This is a genomic window from Pseudomonas sp. P4_C8 (assembly GCF_056401975.1).
In genome coordinates this window covers 26,425-39,807 of sequence record NZ_JBFUIH010000021.1, presented here as the reverse complement: position 1 = coordinate 39,807, position 13,383 = coordinate 26,425, and the positions used below count along the sequence as shown (strand labels likewise).

15 protein-coding genes are annotated in these 13,383 nt (G+C 58.4%); 5 read left to right on the top strand and 10 right to left on the bottom strand.

What is annotated here, in order from left to right:
* The 3 genes from AC1DWM_RS14930 to AC1DWM_RS14920 all read left to right on the top strand — a co-directional run bounded on the left by AC1DWM_RS14930 (position 1) and on the right by AC1DWM_RS14920 (position 1,906).
* The gene (locus tag AC1DWM_RS14930) at positions 1 to 504 is read left to right on the top strand and encodes a hypothetical protein (RefSeq protein ID WP_477795515.1); all 504 of its coding nucleotides are present in this window, start codon (positions 1 to 3) and stop codon (positions 502 to 504) included.
* A 118-nt stretch (positions 505 to 622) separates the two neighbouring features.
* Positions 623 to 1,228, top strand: coding sequence for a hypothetical protein (locus AC1DWM_RS14925; protein ID WP_477795514.1), 606 nt, complete (start codon positions 623 to 625; stop codon positions 1,226 to 1,228).
* Positions 1,229 to 1,300: 72 nt separating this feature from the next.
* Positions 1,301 to 1,906 carry a hypothetical protein gene (locus tag AC1DWM_RS14920; RefSeq protein ID WP_477795513.1) on the top strand — a complete coding sequence of 202 codons (606 nt, stop codon included), beginning with the start codon at positions 1,301 to 1,303 and terminating at the stop codon, positions 1,904 to 1,906.
* Between the two features lie 31 nt (positions 1,907 to 1,937).
* On the opposite strand, the gene AC1DWM_RS14915 is transcribed toward AC1DWM_RS14920, so the two are convergent.
* A complete protein-coding gene (locus AC1DWM_RS14915) occupies positions 1,938 to 2,321 on the bottom strand; it encodes a DUF6124 family protein (protein ID WP_477795512.1) in 384 nt (127 codons plus the stop codon).
* Between the two features lie 411 nt (positions 2,322 to 2,732).
* Between AC1DWM_RS14915 and AC1DWM_RS14910 the strand changes: the two genes are divergently transcribed.
* Entirely contained in the window at positions 2,733 to 3,122 is a 390-nt protein-coding gene (locus AC1DWM_RS14910) for a helicase (RefSeq protein ID WP_109626748.1), read from the top strand.
* A 253-nt stretch (positions 3,123 to 3,375) separates the two neighbouring features.
* Here the strand turns inward: AC1DWM_RS14910 and AC1DWM_RS14905 are convergent, their stop codons facing one another.
* The 6 genes from AC1DWM_RS14905 to exbB form a co-directional block, all read right to left on the bottom strand.
* Positions 3,376 to 4,776 carry an HDOD domain-containing protein gene (locus tag AC1DWM_RS14905; protein ID WP_477795511.1) on the bottom strand — a complete coding sequence of 467 codons (1,401 nt, stop codon included), beginning with the start codon at positions 4,774 to 4,776 and terminating at the stop codon, positions 3,376 to 3,378.
* 78 nt (positions 4,777 to 4,854) lie between these two features.
* Entirely contained in the window at positions 4,855 to 6,930 is a 2,076-nt protein-coding gene (gene recG, locus AC1DWM_RS14900) for an ATP-dependent DNA helicase RecG (protein WP_452628665.1), read from the bottom strand.
* Between the two features lie 9 nt (positions 6,931 to 6,939).
* Positions 6,940 to 7,869: a LysR substrate-binding domain-containing protein gene (locus AC1DWM_RS14895; RefSeq protein ID WP_477795510.1), complete on the bottom strand. Its 930-nt coding sequence runs from the start codon at positions 7,867 to 7,869 to the stop codon at positions 6,940 to 6,942.
* A 270-nt stretch (positions 7,870 to 8,139) separates the two neighbouring features.
* Positions 8,140 to 8,889 (bottom strand): energy transducer TonB family protein, encoded by a 750-nt coding sequence (locus tag AC1DWM_RS14890; protein ID WP_477795509.1) that lies wholly within the window; start codon positions 8,887 to 8,889, stop codon positions 8,140 to 8,142.
* The gene (gene exbD / locus AC1DWM_RS14885; protein WP_477795508.1) at positions 8,886 to 9,314 is read right to left on the bottom strand and encodes a TonB system transport protein ExbD; all 429 of its coding nucleotides are present in this window, start codon (positions 9,312 to 9,314) and stop codon (positions 8,886 to 8,888) included. Before exbD ends, AC1DWM_RS14890 begins: the two co-directional genes overlap by 4 nt.
* A 6-nt stretch (positions 9,315 to 9,320) precedes the next feature.
* Entirely contained in the window at positions 9,321 to 10,289 is a 969-nt protein-coding gene (gene exbB, locus AC1DWM_RS14880; RefSeq protein WP_477795507.1) for a tonB-system energizer ExbB, read from the bottom strand.
* A gap of 189 nt (positions 10,290 to 10,478) precedes the next feature.
* On the opposite strand from exbB, the gene AC1DWM_RS14875 reads away from it, so the two are divergent.
* A complete protein-coding gene (locus AC1DWM_RS14875; RefSeq protein WP_477795506.1) occupies positions 10,479 to 11,336 on the top strand; it encodes an SDR family oxidoreductase in 858 nt (285 codons plus the stop codon).
* Between the two features lie 51 nt (positions 11,337 to 11,387).
* Here the strand turns inward: AC1DWM_RS14875 and AC1DWM_RS14870 are convergent, their stop codons facing one another.
* The 3 genes from AC1DWM_RS14870 to AC1DWM_RS14860 all read right to left on the bottom strand — a co-directional run bounded on the left by AC1DWM_RS14870 (position 11,388) and on the right by AC1DWM_RS14860 (position 13,381).
* Positions 11,388 to 12,122 carry a hypothetical protein gene (locus AC1DWM_RS14870; RefSeq protein WP_477795505.1) on the bottom strand — a complete coding sequence of 245 codons (735 nt, stop codon included), beginning with the start codon at positions 12,120 to 12,122 and terminating at the stop codon, positions 11,388 to 11,390.
* An 81-nt stretch (positions 12,123 to 12,203) separates the two neighbouring features.
* Complete coding sequence (locus AC1DWM_RS14865; protein WP_223521206.1) at positions 12,204 to 12,944, bottom strand: hypothetical protein; 741 nt, start codon at positions 12,942 to 12,944, stop codon at positions 12,204 to 12,206.
* Positions 12,945 to 13,000: 56 nt separating this feature from the next.
* Positions 13,001 to 13,381 (bottom strand): RidA family protein, encoded by a 381-nt coding sequence (locus AC1DWM_RS14860; RefSeq protein WP_003229509.1) that lies wholly within the window; start codon positions 13,379 to 13,381, stop codon positions 13,001 to 13,003.
* Positions 13,382 to 13,383 lie beyond the last annotated feature (2 nt).

The window sequence follows — 13,383 nt, the reverse complement described above, 5'->3', positions numbered from 1 at the left end:
ATGAAGTACCTTTTCATGCTTGTTTTTTTCGCTACTGCTGTTCGCGCTGCCCCTGTCGATGTCTGTTATCCCACGGAAGGGCCTAAGCATTTTTTGTCCCAATGGATCGAGAACTCACGCACAACCGATATGCTTTCACGGGTTGAGGGAGAGAAATTTTCAATTGAGGAGGGAAAAATCGTCTATAACGAAGACTTCAATGGTGATGGAGTAAAGGACTTTATTTTTCTTTCATATTCTAGTGCAGGTTCTAGTGGTGATTTTACTTACGGTTTTTTAGTTCAGTGCCCGGGGTTTCTGAGGAATGTGGGAGGTGACTACTTTGCAGGCGTAAAGGTTCTAGACAGCCATCCAGAAAATACTCCATATAAAGATATTCAAATTTACTCATACAATAGAGATAAGCAAGACCAAATAATGCATAAAGATGGCAAGCCTCTAACTACGCCTCATATCTGGCGTTTCAATCCAGAAACAAAACTATATGAAGGTGAGTCAAGGTAAGTGATGCAGAAAAGGTGCAGAAAAGGGGGCGGTTATATTTATGGGCTAGGTTAAATATCGATAAGTAAATCTGGCCATTTTTTTAGCCTTTTTAGAAGCATTTTTGAGGGCTGTCCAAATGAATCGTTTGATCGCTATATGTATGTTTTTCTACTGCGGTGTGGCTTGGTCTGATGCTTTGGATAGTCAATTGGAGTGTAAAGCTGGGAATGACGTACCCGGTGAATTGACACTTTTACTCAAAGATCAGGTTTTTACGTTAAAAAATTCGGAGAGAGGGTGTGATTCAGAATATACATACAGAGATTCGTCCGATAAAGCGAAGGTCTCTTTTATATTTTCGGCGCCTGGTAGCGATGATATGGGCCTTAATGCTCAAACTATGATTTACGCCGTCACGCCAGGAAACGATGAAGCGAAGTATATTGGATCTATTCCCGCCAGTGCAGTTGGACTCGGAGATGGCAGTTATAAAGATGTTCAGCAAGTCGGTGGCTCTATCTACGAAAGTGTGTACGTTGTGGATGGAGAAAAGGTTTCTACTATTTCTCCAGGTAAAGAGCTAGTTGTTTCTGGTGTTCAGTGCGTTTATCAAGAAAAAGACAGTAATAACTGTAAAAAAATGCACGGTAGTTTCAAAAATCCATTGTGCGTGCTTAGTTATGGTGAGCTAAAGGTTATTGCCAAAGCTGATGATTGCGCTGGTATGAGTGGCAATTTATAGAGCGGTGATCGAAAAAGTGGGGGGCTTGATATTGAGTGAAAAGGGGGCAGATCTATTTTCATGGTTTTTTGAGTGATCAACATGGATTGTATTTTTAAAAAAGGATGCGGCTTTCGAGCGACTCTAATGGGCGCTGTTGTGCTGAGTCTGTTTCTGGGGGGCGCGGATGCATTCGCTGAAGATCAACCATGCTCGTTCGATGTACCTCAAACGGAACTGAAGGTCGCAAGCTGCATTCAGGAAGGGGGCGTGAACATACTCAAGCTTGTGTTGCGTAATCAACCTGACTACGCCACCAACCTCGAAAACCTCCCCACCTACATTGTCACCGGGAAAAACCTGCAGGATGTTTTGGCGGTCGTCGGGACGGATAATGCACATCGTTACAACAAGTTGATCCAACTGCCTGATGCTGAATCAATCATGGAGTTTTCAGACGCGGCGGTGACAGCCAAAGCGTCGATGAAGCAACAAGGCTGGAAGTTGCTGGACATGAAAAACGTCATTTACCCTGGCCCCAGAGGTGTTGAAGGTTTCAGTTTGATATGCAACACGCTTCAAGCAGAAACAACGCGGGGCTTTGTCGTTGTTTCCCAGTGCAACACCTTTTATGAAAGTGAGATCTCAAGCCTGAAAAAAATCCTTTCCAGGATCAACTGCGAGCTCCCAAAAAGTTGAAGGGGACGTTAAGTCCCCTTCGTGGTTTCTACTATCCCTTCGCCCGATGCTCCGCCGGATTCGGCGAGTCGATGTGATCCAGCGCTCGCTCCACCAACAACCGAACTCCATCCGACATCCTGCTAAGCGCTAACGCTACAGATCGCTGAGTGCTGTCAACGTCGTCAGCCAGGTTGGCGGCGATGGCGCTGATGGACAGCAGGTCTTCTGAGGCGTTGGCCAGGAGGGCTTCGGTGTCGATGTCGGGGGAGACGGTGAAGAGGTTGCCTTTGCGAGGCTTGGGTTTCTCGCTGGGCGGAGGTGCGAAATGGTGGTTGAGGGCGCGTTCGGCGGCTTCGTGGAGTTTCTTCGAATCTAAGGATTCGTAGGGGGAGGTGTCTTCGTGTTCTGACGGGTGAGCTTTTGGATTGGTCATAGATGTAAATCCTCGGAGTTAATAAATACTCTCCCGGTTACGGACTTGCACATCCGTGTCACCGTTTTGCGGTGACGAACAAAGGTTAACGGTGAAGCCCATAGTCGCCTAGTTCATGAACAGCCCTCCGTATTGAAGGAAATGTCCGGGAGGTTTGTGGGTTGCAAGACTGAAGGGTGTGAGGCGAGTTTCGTCAGGAGCGTTTGCGGTGGATGTTGTGACGCTGAGCGTCACGGAATGCATTCCCACGCGGAGCGTTGGAACGATCTGACGCAAATGTTTCGTCAATGACTTGGTAGTCATCAGCGTCAAAAAGCGCATCATCTTCTTCTAACGCAACACGATGCTGTCGTTATCGTCCGAAGTCGCTACACTGCGCCGGCCGTTCACTTTTCTCTTGAGGCTGTGCGCATGAAATTTCGTTTTCTTCTGTGGATGCTGGGTTTGTTGATGGGTAAGGCCAGCCGGACTAATCCTGCGTTTCAGCAGCAGTTGGGTGACAAGGAGTTGGTGTTTCAGCTACAGACCCAGGACGGGAAGGTGGCGCGGCATTTCTTTGTGAAGGACCAGCGGATTACCAGTAAGTCGGGCGTGTATGCCGAGCCGGCGTTTGCGATTGCGTTCAAGGATGCGGCGTATGGCTTTGCCACGATGCAGGCGAAGAACAAGCAGTTGGCGTTTATGACGGGGATTCAGGACAAGTCGATTCAGATCAAGGGGAATCCGGCGTTGGTGATCTGGTTTCAGGGGTTGACCAAGTATTTGAAGCCGCGGAAGGCCAAAGCTAAGGCAAAGGCTTGAGCCGAGTGACTGACTTTGTGGCGAGGGAGTGGCCGCCGCGTCTTCGACGCTGCGCAGTCGAGCGGGGGCAAGCCCCCTCGCCACAGTGGGTGTGGTGATTCAGAGATACCGAGTTGGATTCATCGCGAGCAGGCTCGCTCCCACAGGGGGTTGTGGTGATTCAGGTGGGTCGGCGGGGGATTCATCGCGGGCAAGCCTCGCTCCTACAGGGTTTTGGTGATCCTGTGGGAGCGAGGCTTGCCCGCGATTGTTTTTATGCCTGGCTGAACTGCGAAGCCAGTTCACGCAGCAGCACTTCAGCCTCAAGCACTTTGGTGACGACGTCGTTGGCTTTCTCGCGGCTTAGGCCGACGCGTTCGAGCAATGCGTCGGGGATGTCTTCGTCCGGGCCGGAGCCGATGCCGCGGCCGCGTAGCAGGCGCACGGCCAGGCAGACGAGGTTCGGGTACTCGGCATAGTCGCCGTCGTAATGCGGGTCGTGCTGGAAGCGCAGGGCGGCGGCGAGTTCTTCCGGCATGTCCCAGTGGCGCATCAGCCACGCGCCGATCTGTTCGCGGCTGATGCCGAGCAGGTGTTGCTCCACAAAGCTGTGGCACAGGTGCTGGTTGACTTCCAGGTGGCGGCAGATCAGCGAGAAGTGYGGCGGGAAGACGTGGGCCAGCAGCAGGTAGCCGAAGTTGTGCAGCAGGCCGGCGAGGTAGGTCAGGCCGGCTTCCGGGCGCTGGGCGCGCGGCATGGCGCGGGTCAGGCCTTCGATGACGGCGGCGGTGTAAATCGACTGGTGCCAGTACGGCGTGGCGTGTTGCGGGTGATCTTTGGGCAGGCTCAGGGTTTTGCCCAGGGCCAGGCCCAGCGCCAGGTTGATTACCAGGTCGAAACCCAGCACCCGAACAATCGCGTCTTCTACTGAACGAATCTTGCCTGGCGAGGCGTAGTACGGCGACGCCGCCCAGCTCACGACTTGCGCGGCCAGCGCCGGGTCGGTTTCGACCACGCCGGTGATGTCGTCGATGGTGGCGTTGGGATCGACGCGCAGTTTGATGATTTTCTGCGCGGTCTCGGCCAGCGGCGGAATCTCGATGGTCTCTTCCAGACGTTGCTGGATGCGCCGCGCGGTGAATGCCTGGACGGCCTGGGTGATTTCCTTGCGGTCATCGTCGGGGCGGTCGAGGTTCGGGCGGATGCTGGTCAGGGCTTCGCCGAAGTTGGCGGCGCTGGCCTTGGTCAGCATGGTTTTGAAGTCTTCGCTGGTGATTTCCAGCAGCAGGCCCGGCTCGCCCGAGTTGATCAGCAACTTCGGTTCGCGCAGCAGGCTTTCTTCGTACAGGCACGGCGAAGTGGTCAGTGCCGGCAGGCCGGGCAGCAGGCTGAGGCTGTGTTTGCCGAGCATTTTGACCAGGCGTTCGGGAGGCACGGCGGCGAGGCGGCGGCCGGTCAGTTCGGCGAGGCGATTGAGGTCCAGCAATTGGCTTTGCGGGAACAGCACCATCAAGGCGCCGACCGCGTCTTCCACCAGAACGGCCTGCACTTTGCGCGTGGCATTGAGGCCGTGGTGATCGAGGATTTCTTCGTAGGCAATGCCCAATTTGCCCAGCAGCAGCCGAATAACAGACGGAGCGTGCAGGGTTTCCGGGGCGAGGGCAGCTTCAGTCATCGTCTGTATCCGTATTCAAACAGTTGCGCGAGTATAACCAGCTTGTTTAACGGTATGGTCCATAAACTGCGACGGTGCTCACACTTGTCCGTATTGCTGCCCATGGCGCAGCCAGCGGTCGAGCAACGGGCTGACGTGATCTGGCCAGCGCTCCAGCAATGCTTGGGCGGCGTCGCGCACGGCGGGCAATAGATCGGCGTCGCGCATCAGGTCGGCGACCTTGAATTGCAGCAGACCGGTCTGGCGCGTGCCGAGCATTTCGCCGGGGCCGCGCAGTTCGAGATCTTTTTCGGCGATGACAAAACCGTCGTTGGTTTCACGCATGATACCGAGGCGCTGACGACCGATCTGCGACAGCGGCGGATGGTAGAGCAGCACGCAATGGCTGACGGCGCTGCCTCGACCGACACGGCCGCGCAACTGGTGCAATTGTGCGAGGCCGAGGCGTTCGGGGTTTTCGATGATCATCAGGCTGGCGTTCGGCACGTCGACGCCGACTTCGATCACCGTGGTGGCGACCAGCAGTTGCAGGTTGCCGGCCTTGAACTCGGCCATCACGGCGGCTTTTTCCACCGGCTTCATGCGACCGTGAATCAGCCCGACTTTCAACTCGCCGAGGGCGGCGGTGAGGTCTTCATACGTGGTTTCGGCGGCCTGACAGGTCAGCTCTTCCGACTCTTCAATCAGTGTGCACACCCAATAGGCTTGACGCCCTTCAGCGCAGGCGCCGCGCACCCGTTCGATGACTTCAACGCGCCGGGTATCGGTGATCAACACGGTGTTGACCGGCGTTCGGCCGGGCGGCAGTTCGTCGAGGATCGAGGTGTCGAGGTCGGCGTAGGCGCTCATTGCCAGCGTGCGCGGGATCGGCGTCGCGGTCATGATCAGTTGGTGCGGGCACATGCGCCCGCCGACGCCTTTCTGTCGCAGCGCCAAGCGCTGCTGCACGCCGAAGCGGTGCTGTTCGTCGATGATCGCCAGCGCGAGGTTCTTGAACTGCACTTCGTCCTGGAACAGCGCATGGGTGCCGACCACCATCGGCGTACCGTTGGCGATCTGTTCCAGCGCGGCGACGCGGTTTTTGCCCTTGAGCTTGCCAGCCAGCCACGCGACTTCAATACCCAGTGGTTCGAGCCAGCGCTTGAAGGTGATGAAGTGCTGCTCGGCGAGGATTTCAGTGGGCGCCATCAGTGCGACTTGATAACCGGCCTCCAACGCTTGCAGCGCGGCGAGGGCGGCGACCACGGTTTTGCCCGCGCCTACGTCGCCCTGAATCAGGCGCAGCATTGGCTCGTGCTGGCTCAGGTCGTAGGCGATTTCGTTGCCGACCCGTTGCTGTGCACCGGTCGGTGCGAAGCCGAGATTGGCCAGGTACTTGGCCGGCAGCTGGGTGGCTTTCGGCATCGCCGGCGCGCGCAGGGAGCGCATGCTTTCGCGCAGGCGCTGCTGGGACAGTTGATGGGTCAGCAGTTCTTCGAAGGCCAAACGGTGCTGCGCCCAGTGGTGGCCGATGGCGAGCTCGTCGACGTCGGCATCGGCCGGCGGGTGATGCAGGTAGCGGATCGCATCGGCCAGCGGCGCGAGTTGATAGTCGCGCGCGAGTTCGGTCGGCAGCCAGTCGGGCAGGCTGGTCGGGCCGAGCATCGTCAGGGTTTGCATGCACAGTTGGCGCAAGCGCTGTTGGGTCAGGCCTTCGGTGAGCGGATACACCGGGGTCAGGGTTTCATCCACCGGCGGTGGTTCGTCACCGGTAATGGCGCGGTATTCCGGGTGATAGATTTCCAGCCCCGAGGCACCGGGCCGCGCTTCGCCGTAGCAGCGAATCCGCGTGCCGCGTTTGAGGCCTTCTTTCTGCGCATTGCTGAAATGGTAGAAGCGCAGGCTGAGCCCGCCGGTGCCGTCCTGCAGACGCACGACGAGACTGCGGCGACGGCCCATGACCACGTCGGCGCCGCTGACGGTGCCCTCGATCACGGCGTCTTGTCCCGGTCGCAAATGGCCGATCGGGACCACACGAGTGCGATCCTGATAGCGTAGCGGCAGGTGGAACAGCACGTCCTGAAGGTTCTCCAGGCCGACCTTGGCCAGCTTCTCGGCCATGGCCTCGCCAACACCTTTGAGTGCCGTCACCGACACTTGCGACAACTCGGTCATGACCGCGACTTAAGCCGCAACAACCGGCGCGGATGGCTTGGCCACCGAGCACAGGCGAATGGAGTCAGCGAGGATTTCAATCGCTTTCGGGCGCGGGAAGCTCGCGCGCCAGGCAATGGCCACGGTGCGGAACGGCACCGGCGGCGTCAGTGGGCGCACTTCGATCACGCCGGTGGCGTAGTGATGGCTGTCGACTGCCGACAGCGGCAGGATCGAGATACCCAGGCCGGACGCAACCATGTGGCGGATGGTTTCCAGGGAGCTCGACTCCACCGTGGTGTGCTTGGCGCCGTCGTTGCCTTTGGCCAGGGTGGGGCAGGCTTCCAGCACTTGATCGCGGAAGCAGTGGCCTTCGCCGAGCAGCAGCAGGCTCTTGTCGTTGAGCAGGCTGGCGTCGATGGACTCTTTTTGCGTCCACGGGTGCTGGGCCGGCATCAGGACGTAGAACGGCTCGTCGTAGAGCTGCAAGGTCAGGACGTCGGCTTCGTTGAACGGCAGGGCGATGATGATCGCGTCGAGCTCGCCGTTGCGCAGTTTGTCGCGCAGCACGTGGGTGAAGTTTTCTTCGATGTACAACGGCATCTGCGGGGCGACCCGGTGCAATTGTGGAATCAAGTGCGGGAACAGGTATGGGCCGACGGTGTAGATCGCACCGAGTTTCAGCGGGGCGGTCAGCTGGTTCTTGCCAGCCTGGGCCAGTTCGCGGATACCTTGGGCTTGCTCCAGGACTTTCTGTGCCTGGGCCACGATGCCTTCACCGACCGGGGTCAGGCGCACGGCACTCTTGCTGCGCTCGAAAATCAGCACACCGAGTTCGTCTTCAAGCTTTTTCACGCCCACCGACAGGGTCGGTTGACTGACGTGGCAACGCTCGGCAGCGTGGCCGAAGTGCTGCTCTTGGGCGAGGGTAACGATGTAGCGTAATTCTGTCAGAGTCATAGCAAGCGTCCATGTAGTTGCGCGCCAAGCATAACGGCTGCAATCGATAGACGCACGTTATCAGAGTGAGTGTGTTGAGTGACACCGGGTAATGCGTGTTTGCCGCTGGCAGATACACGAAAGGCACCTTTCGGGTGCCTTATTGGTCGCTGCATAACCCTGTAGGAGCTGAGCTTGCTCGCGATAGTGGTGTGTCAGTCAACAGAGATGTTGAATATGACGGCCTCATCGCGAGCAAGCTCGGCTCCCACAAGGGTTTTGTATTGCGTCTTAGTGTCGGCGTTTTTCCATCGAGTAAACAAACGGTGCAACGATTTCGATGGCGCCGTTGGTCAGCATGTCGGCCGGTGGCTTGGGCAGTGGCTGGGCGCGGCGGATCATTTCCAGGGTGGCCCGGTCCAGATCGGCAGTGCCGGAGGCGGTTACCAGCTCGAACGACAACACGTTGCCTTCGGCATCCACCACGAAGCGCAGACGGTTCGTGCCTTCCTTGCCCCGCGCCTGCGCACTGGCCGGGTACTTCTTGTACTTGGCCAGGTGCGCGAGCAGGGTACCTTGCCAACTGGCCTTGGCGGCCTGCTGCGCGGCTGATGGACCCGGTGCGGGCTGTGCGGATTTCTCTGTTGGCGCATTAGTCGGTTGCGCGTCGCTCGGTTTTTCCTCGGATGGTTTCTCCTTCGGCGGCTCCGGCTTCTTCTCCACAGGCTTGGGCGGTTGCGGCTTGGGCTTGGGTTTGACCGGCTTGGGCACGGCAATCTCGGCCTTGGGCACTTCAGCCAGTTTCGGGATCGGCAGCTCTTCCACCGGAGTCGGTGGTTGTGGCGGCGTGATGACCTTTGGCGGTGCAGGCGGTGGCGGGGCCGGAACCGGTGCCAGCTCGACCATCATGGCCTGCGGTGGCAACTCGATCGGCGGGCGCGAGGTCCAGTTCAGCGCCAGCGCGATGGCCAGTGCGTGAACGCCCAGCACCACGGCCAGGCTCCCGCTGTAACGCGTCAGCTTATGGCGCGTCGTGATCATTTCTTGGCTGCCGTCTCAAGTCCGACCAGGCCCACCTTCAGGTAACCGGCGGAACGCAGGTTGTCCATCACGCTCATCAGGTCGCCGTAATCCACGCCTTTGTCGGCCTGGAAGAAGATCGTCGTGTCTTTCTTGCCCTGGGTCTTGGCGTCCAGAGTGGCGCCGAGGGCTTCGGCCTTCACTTCGTCTTCGCCGAGGAACAGGCGCTGGTCAGCCTTGACGCTGAGGAATATCGGCTTCTCCGGGCGTGGCGCCGGTTTGGCGCTGGAGGCGGGCAGGTCGACCTTGATGTCCACGGTGGCCAGCGGGGCGGCCACCATGAAAATGATCAGCAGCACCAGCATCACGTCGATGAACGGCGTGACGTTGATTTCGTGGTTCTCGGCCAGATCGTCGTCTGCGCCTTCTTTCAAATGCAAGCCCATGGCTGATTACCCTACTTTGACCATGTGCGGTTGCGTGGAGCGCTCGGTGGTCGGCAGGTGATCGAGGTCACGGCTGACCAGCAGCAGGACTTCAGCCGAGGCGTCGGACACTTGTGCCTTGTAACCCGCGATGGAGCGGGCGAAAACGTTGTAGATCACCACGGCCGGGATCGCTGCAACCAGACCCAGCGCGGTCGCCAGCAGGGCTTCGGCGATGCCGGGTGCCACAACAGCGAGGTTGGTGGTCTGGGTTTTGGCGATGCCGATGAAGCTGTTCATGATGCCCCACACGGTACCGAACAGGCCCACGAACGGTGCGGTGGAACCGATGGTGGCGAGAACGCCGGTGCCGCTGCTCATGTTGCGACCGCAGGCAGCCACCAGTCGCTCGAGACGGAAGGCAACACGTTCCTTGATGCCTTCTTTCTCGCGGCTGTTGACCGACAAGCGCATCTCTTCCAGGGCGTCATGCACCAACAAGTTGGCGAGAGTGCCTTCCTTGGTGGCTGTCGCGCTGGCTTCTTTAAGGGTGGTGGCTTTTTTCAGGTGGACGATTTCGCTGCGCAGACGACGCTTGGCGCCCATCAGCTCAAAGCCCTTGGCGATCCAGATGGTCCAGGTGATGATCGAGGCGATGGCCAGGCCGATCATCACGATTTTCACGATGATATCGGCGTTCTGATACATGCCCCACGGCGACAGGTCATGGGCCATGCCCAGGGTGTTATCGGCTTCGAGCACTTCGGGAACATCTTCGGCGGCTACAGCCTGAGCCGGATCGGTCGCGGCAGGAGCGGCGACTGGGGCGGCAGGATCGACTGGTGCTGGCGCCACGGCGGTGGCCGGCGTGGCGGGTGCTTGTGCGTCAGCGAAAGCGGCGGTCGGTGCCAGCATCAGGCTGAGCAACAGAGCAGCCACTGCACGCCAGGCGCGAGGGCTTTTGGTTGGCGAAGCGGAGAATTGATTGCGTGTCATGCTGGCCGGACCTGAGAGAAAAAGACGGTTAATGTTCTTCCAGGCCTCGTGAGGTCGAGAACAAAAGTGGCGTGCATTATTGCAAGTAATTCTTGTTAACAAAAGTAATAGAGTCTCTTTTTTTCTTGCATTGCTAGCCGCTCGTCCATTGCTGGCGCTAGTCTGTGTCTTTCCGATGGGAGTTTTCTGATGTCCACACCCTCAGTTTTGATCGCCGGTTGCGGTGATGTCGGCAGTCGTCTGGCCACGCAATTGGTGGCTGGCGGGTGGGAGGTTCATGGCCTGAGGCGTGACATCTCGCGCCTGCCCGAGGGAGTCATTGGCGTTGCGGGCGACTTGTTCAATGAAGACTGCCCGGCGACCTGGCCAGTCGGTGCGGTGGATTACCTGGTGTATTGCGCGGCGGCCACCGAGCACGATGAAGCCGGATATCGCGCGGCTTATGTGCAGGGCTTGCAGCATGTGTTGGACTGGCTGAACGACTATGGTCAGGTGCCCGATCGTCTGCTGTTTGTTTCCAGCAGCAGTGTGTATGGCCAGCAGGAGGGCGAGTGGGTCGACGAGTCCTCGCCGACCGTTCCCGCAGGCTATTCAGGTCGACTGATGCTGGAGGCTGAGCAGGTCGCACTCAAAAGCGGCATTCCGGCGAGCATTGTGCGCTTGACCGGTATTTACGGTCCTGGCCGTGAGTGGCTGCTGACTCAGGTGCGGCGGGGTTATCGCGTGGCGGTCGATCCGCCGCTTTATGGCAACCGTATTCACGCCGACGACGCGGCGGGGTTGATGGCGTATCTGCTTGAGGCAGATCGTCGTGGTGTGGCGCTGGATGATGTTTATATCGGCGTCGACGATGCGCCTGCACCGCTGGCGGAAGTGGTGGGGTGGTTGCGGGAGTACCTGGGCGTGACCGAATGGGATGAAGACTCGAGCGTGCGACGTACGGGGAGCAAGCGTTGCAGTAATGCGCGGGCCAAAGCCTTGGGCTGGACGCCGAAGTACCCAAGTTACCGCGAAGGCTATGCCGCGATACTTGCCCAGGGGAGTTGAGCTGAGGGAGCCTCTAAACAACAAGCGCCTGCGGGCGCCTTTGTTATTGGATCATTGTTTTACCAGCAGCCACTGGCGTGGGCCGGGGGTGAAGTGGGGGATTTCGTCTGTCCGGGATTTATTGATTGCCTGGAAAATCTCCAGTTGCTTGCCTTTACGAACGAAAATCCATGCGCCACTACGGTCACCCGTGCCCAGATACATGGTGTCATTGCCTGCGCCTTGGCTGGCGCAATCACCGTCCAGGCATAACTCGTAACGATCGGTTCCCGGTAACCCTGAAACATGGCCATCTTCCGTAAACACGACCATTTGGCCTGTTCCGTGACTGTCGATGATTTTCCATTGCCCGCCCATGTAAGCGGCGTTCAGGGCGCTCCTGAAGGTGCTACCCCACTTTGTATACGTTTTGGTGGTCTTGCTGGGGCGACTGAACACCTGCTGGGGGACGTGCTCCTTGGCCAGTTGAGTCAGTCGCTTGCCATCCAGGCGCAGCTCGTCAGTGCCATAGCCGTTGTAGTCGACGGTCCAGGCATTGGGTGACTTTTGCAGCAGTTGGCCTTCACCCATCTCAAAACCGCTGCTCACTTGCGCCTTGCTGGTGTGGGTGTTGATGTCCCACTCCAGATTCCGGCCATGGGTGTTTAAGGATTCATGTAAAGACCGGCCTTGGGCCGCCGCATCGATGGCCGCCTGATTGATCCAGATGCCGCTGATGTCCGTTTCTGCGGGCATAGAGGTGCAGCCGCCGAGCAGCAACAGCCCAAGGAAAAGCAGTGGGCGCATGATCAATCCTTGAAAGGGGGGGCAAAGAATTCGACGGTGCAGGCTAAAGAAAAAGGAGCCCGTAGGCTCCTGTATTCTGTATCACTGTTTTTCCAGCAACCATTTGCGGTCGCCCGGGGTGAACTGCGGCATTTCATCCGCCTGTGCGGTGTTCACCGCCTGGAGGATTTCCAGTTCCTTGCCCTTGCGCGCAAAGATCCAGGTGTTGCCTTGGCCGTTCAGTTGCAGCCACATGTTGTCGTTGCCGCCGCTCATCGACGCGCAATCACCGGCCAGGCACAGGGCATAACGATCAGCGCCCGGAAGACCGGCAATCTGGCCGTCGGCCTGGAATTGCACGGTATTGCCTTCGCCCTGACCGCTGACGATTTTCCAGCTGCCGCCCATGTAGGCCGAGTACAACGCACGTTCAAAGCTCGCGCCAATCGGTGCACCTTCCGGTACCTGGACCTGCGCGCGGTCGAAGACTTGCTCCGACTCGTTCTCGGTTGCGGACTGGCTCAGTTGCTTGCCGTCACGTTTCAGCTCACTGCCGGAGCTGCCGTAAAAGTCGATTTTCCAGGCGCCGGACTGTTCGCCCAGCAGCTTGCCGTCGACATTTTCAAAACCATTGGTGTAGCGGGCCTGACCGGCCTTGGTGTTGATGTCCCATTCCAGGTTCGGGCCATAGGCCTGGAGCGCTTCGCGCAGAGGGCCGCCTTTGGCTGCAGCATCAATTGCCTCCTGATTGATCCAGGTGCCGCTGATGTCACGGTCGGCAGGGTTGCTGGCACAACCGCCCAAGAGTAGGGCGACCAGCGAGAGAGCTAGCGCATGGCGCATGGTGGAATCCTTTCAAGGCAAGATCGGCGCAGCCTTTAGAAGGCTGCGCCGCACGTTTACTCGATGACCAGAATGGCATCCATTTCAACCTGCGAACCCTTTGGCAGGGCCGCTACGCCGATGGCGGCGCGGGCAGGGTAAGGTTGGTCAAAGTACTTGCCCATGATCTCGTTGACCTTGGCGAAGTGGCTCAGGTCGGTGAGGAAGATGTTCAGTTTGACGATGTCTTTGAACGAACCACCGGCAGCTTCGGCCACGGCTTTGAGGTTCTCGAACACCTGGACGGTCTGGGCTTCGAAGCCTTCAACCAGTTCCATGGTTTTTGGGTCCAGAGGAATTTGACCCGACATGTAAACGGTGTTGCCAGCCTTGATCGCCTGGGAGTAAGTACCGATGGCGGCCGGGGCCTTGTCGCTGGTGATAACAGTCTTGGTCATGA

Coding starts and splice junctions, on each gene's coding strand:
- exbB (WP_477795507.1), bottom strand. CDS start 10,289: ATGACACGCAATCAATTCTCCGCTTCGCCAACCAAAAGCCCTCGCGCC.
- exbD (WP_477795508.1), bottom strand. CDS start 9,314: ATGGGCTTGCATTTGAAAGAAGGCGCAGACGACGATCTGGCCGAGAAC.
- AC1DWM_RS14865 (WP_223521206.1), bottom strand. CDS start 12,944: ATGCGCCATGCGCTAGCTCTCTCGCTGGTCGCCCTACTCTTGGGCGGT.
- recG (WP_452628665.1), bottom strand. CDS start 6,930: ATGACCGAGTTGTCGCAAGTGTCGGTGACGGCACTCAAAGGTGTTGGC.
- AC1DWM_RS14925 (WP_477795514.1), top strand. CDS start 623: ATGAATCGTTTGATCGCTATATGTATGTTTTTCTACTGCGGTGTGGCT.
- AC1DWM_RS14895 (WP_477795510.1), bottom strand. CDS start 7,869: ATGACTCTGACAGAATTACGCTACATCGTTACCCTCGCCCAAGAGCAG.
- AC1DWM_RS14930 (WP_477795515.1), top strand. CDS start 1: ATGAAGTACCTTTTCATGCTTGTTTTTTTCGCTACTGCTGTTCGCGCT.
- AC1DWM_RS14910 (WP_109626748.1), top strand. CDS start 2,733: ATGAAATTTCGTTTTCTTCTGTGGATGCTGGGTTTGTTGATGGGTAAG.
- AC1DWM_RS14890 (WP_477795509.1), bottom strand. CDS start 8,889: ATGATCACGACGCGCCATAAGCTGACGCGTTACAGCGGGAGCCTGGCC.
- AC1DWM_RS14875 (WP_477795506.1), top strand. CDS start 10,479: ATGTCCACACCCTCAGTTTTGATCGCCGGTTGCGGTGATGTCGGCAGT.
- AC1DWM_RS14870 (WP_477795505.1), bottom strand. CDS start 12,122: ATGCGCCCACTGCTTTTCCTTGGGCTGTTGCTGCTCGGCGGCTGCACC.
- AC1DWM_RS14860 (WP_003229509.1), bottom strand. CDS start 13,381: ATGACCAAGACTGTTATCACCAGCGACAAGGCCCCGGCCGCCATCGGT.
- AC1DWM_RS14915 (WP_477795512.1), bottom strand. CDS start 2,321: ATGACCAATCCAAAAGCTCACCCGTCAGAACACGAAGACACCTCCCCC.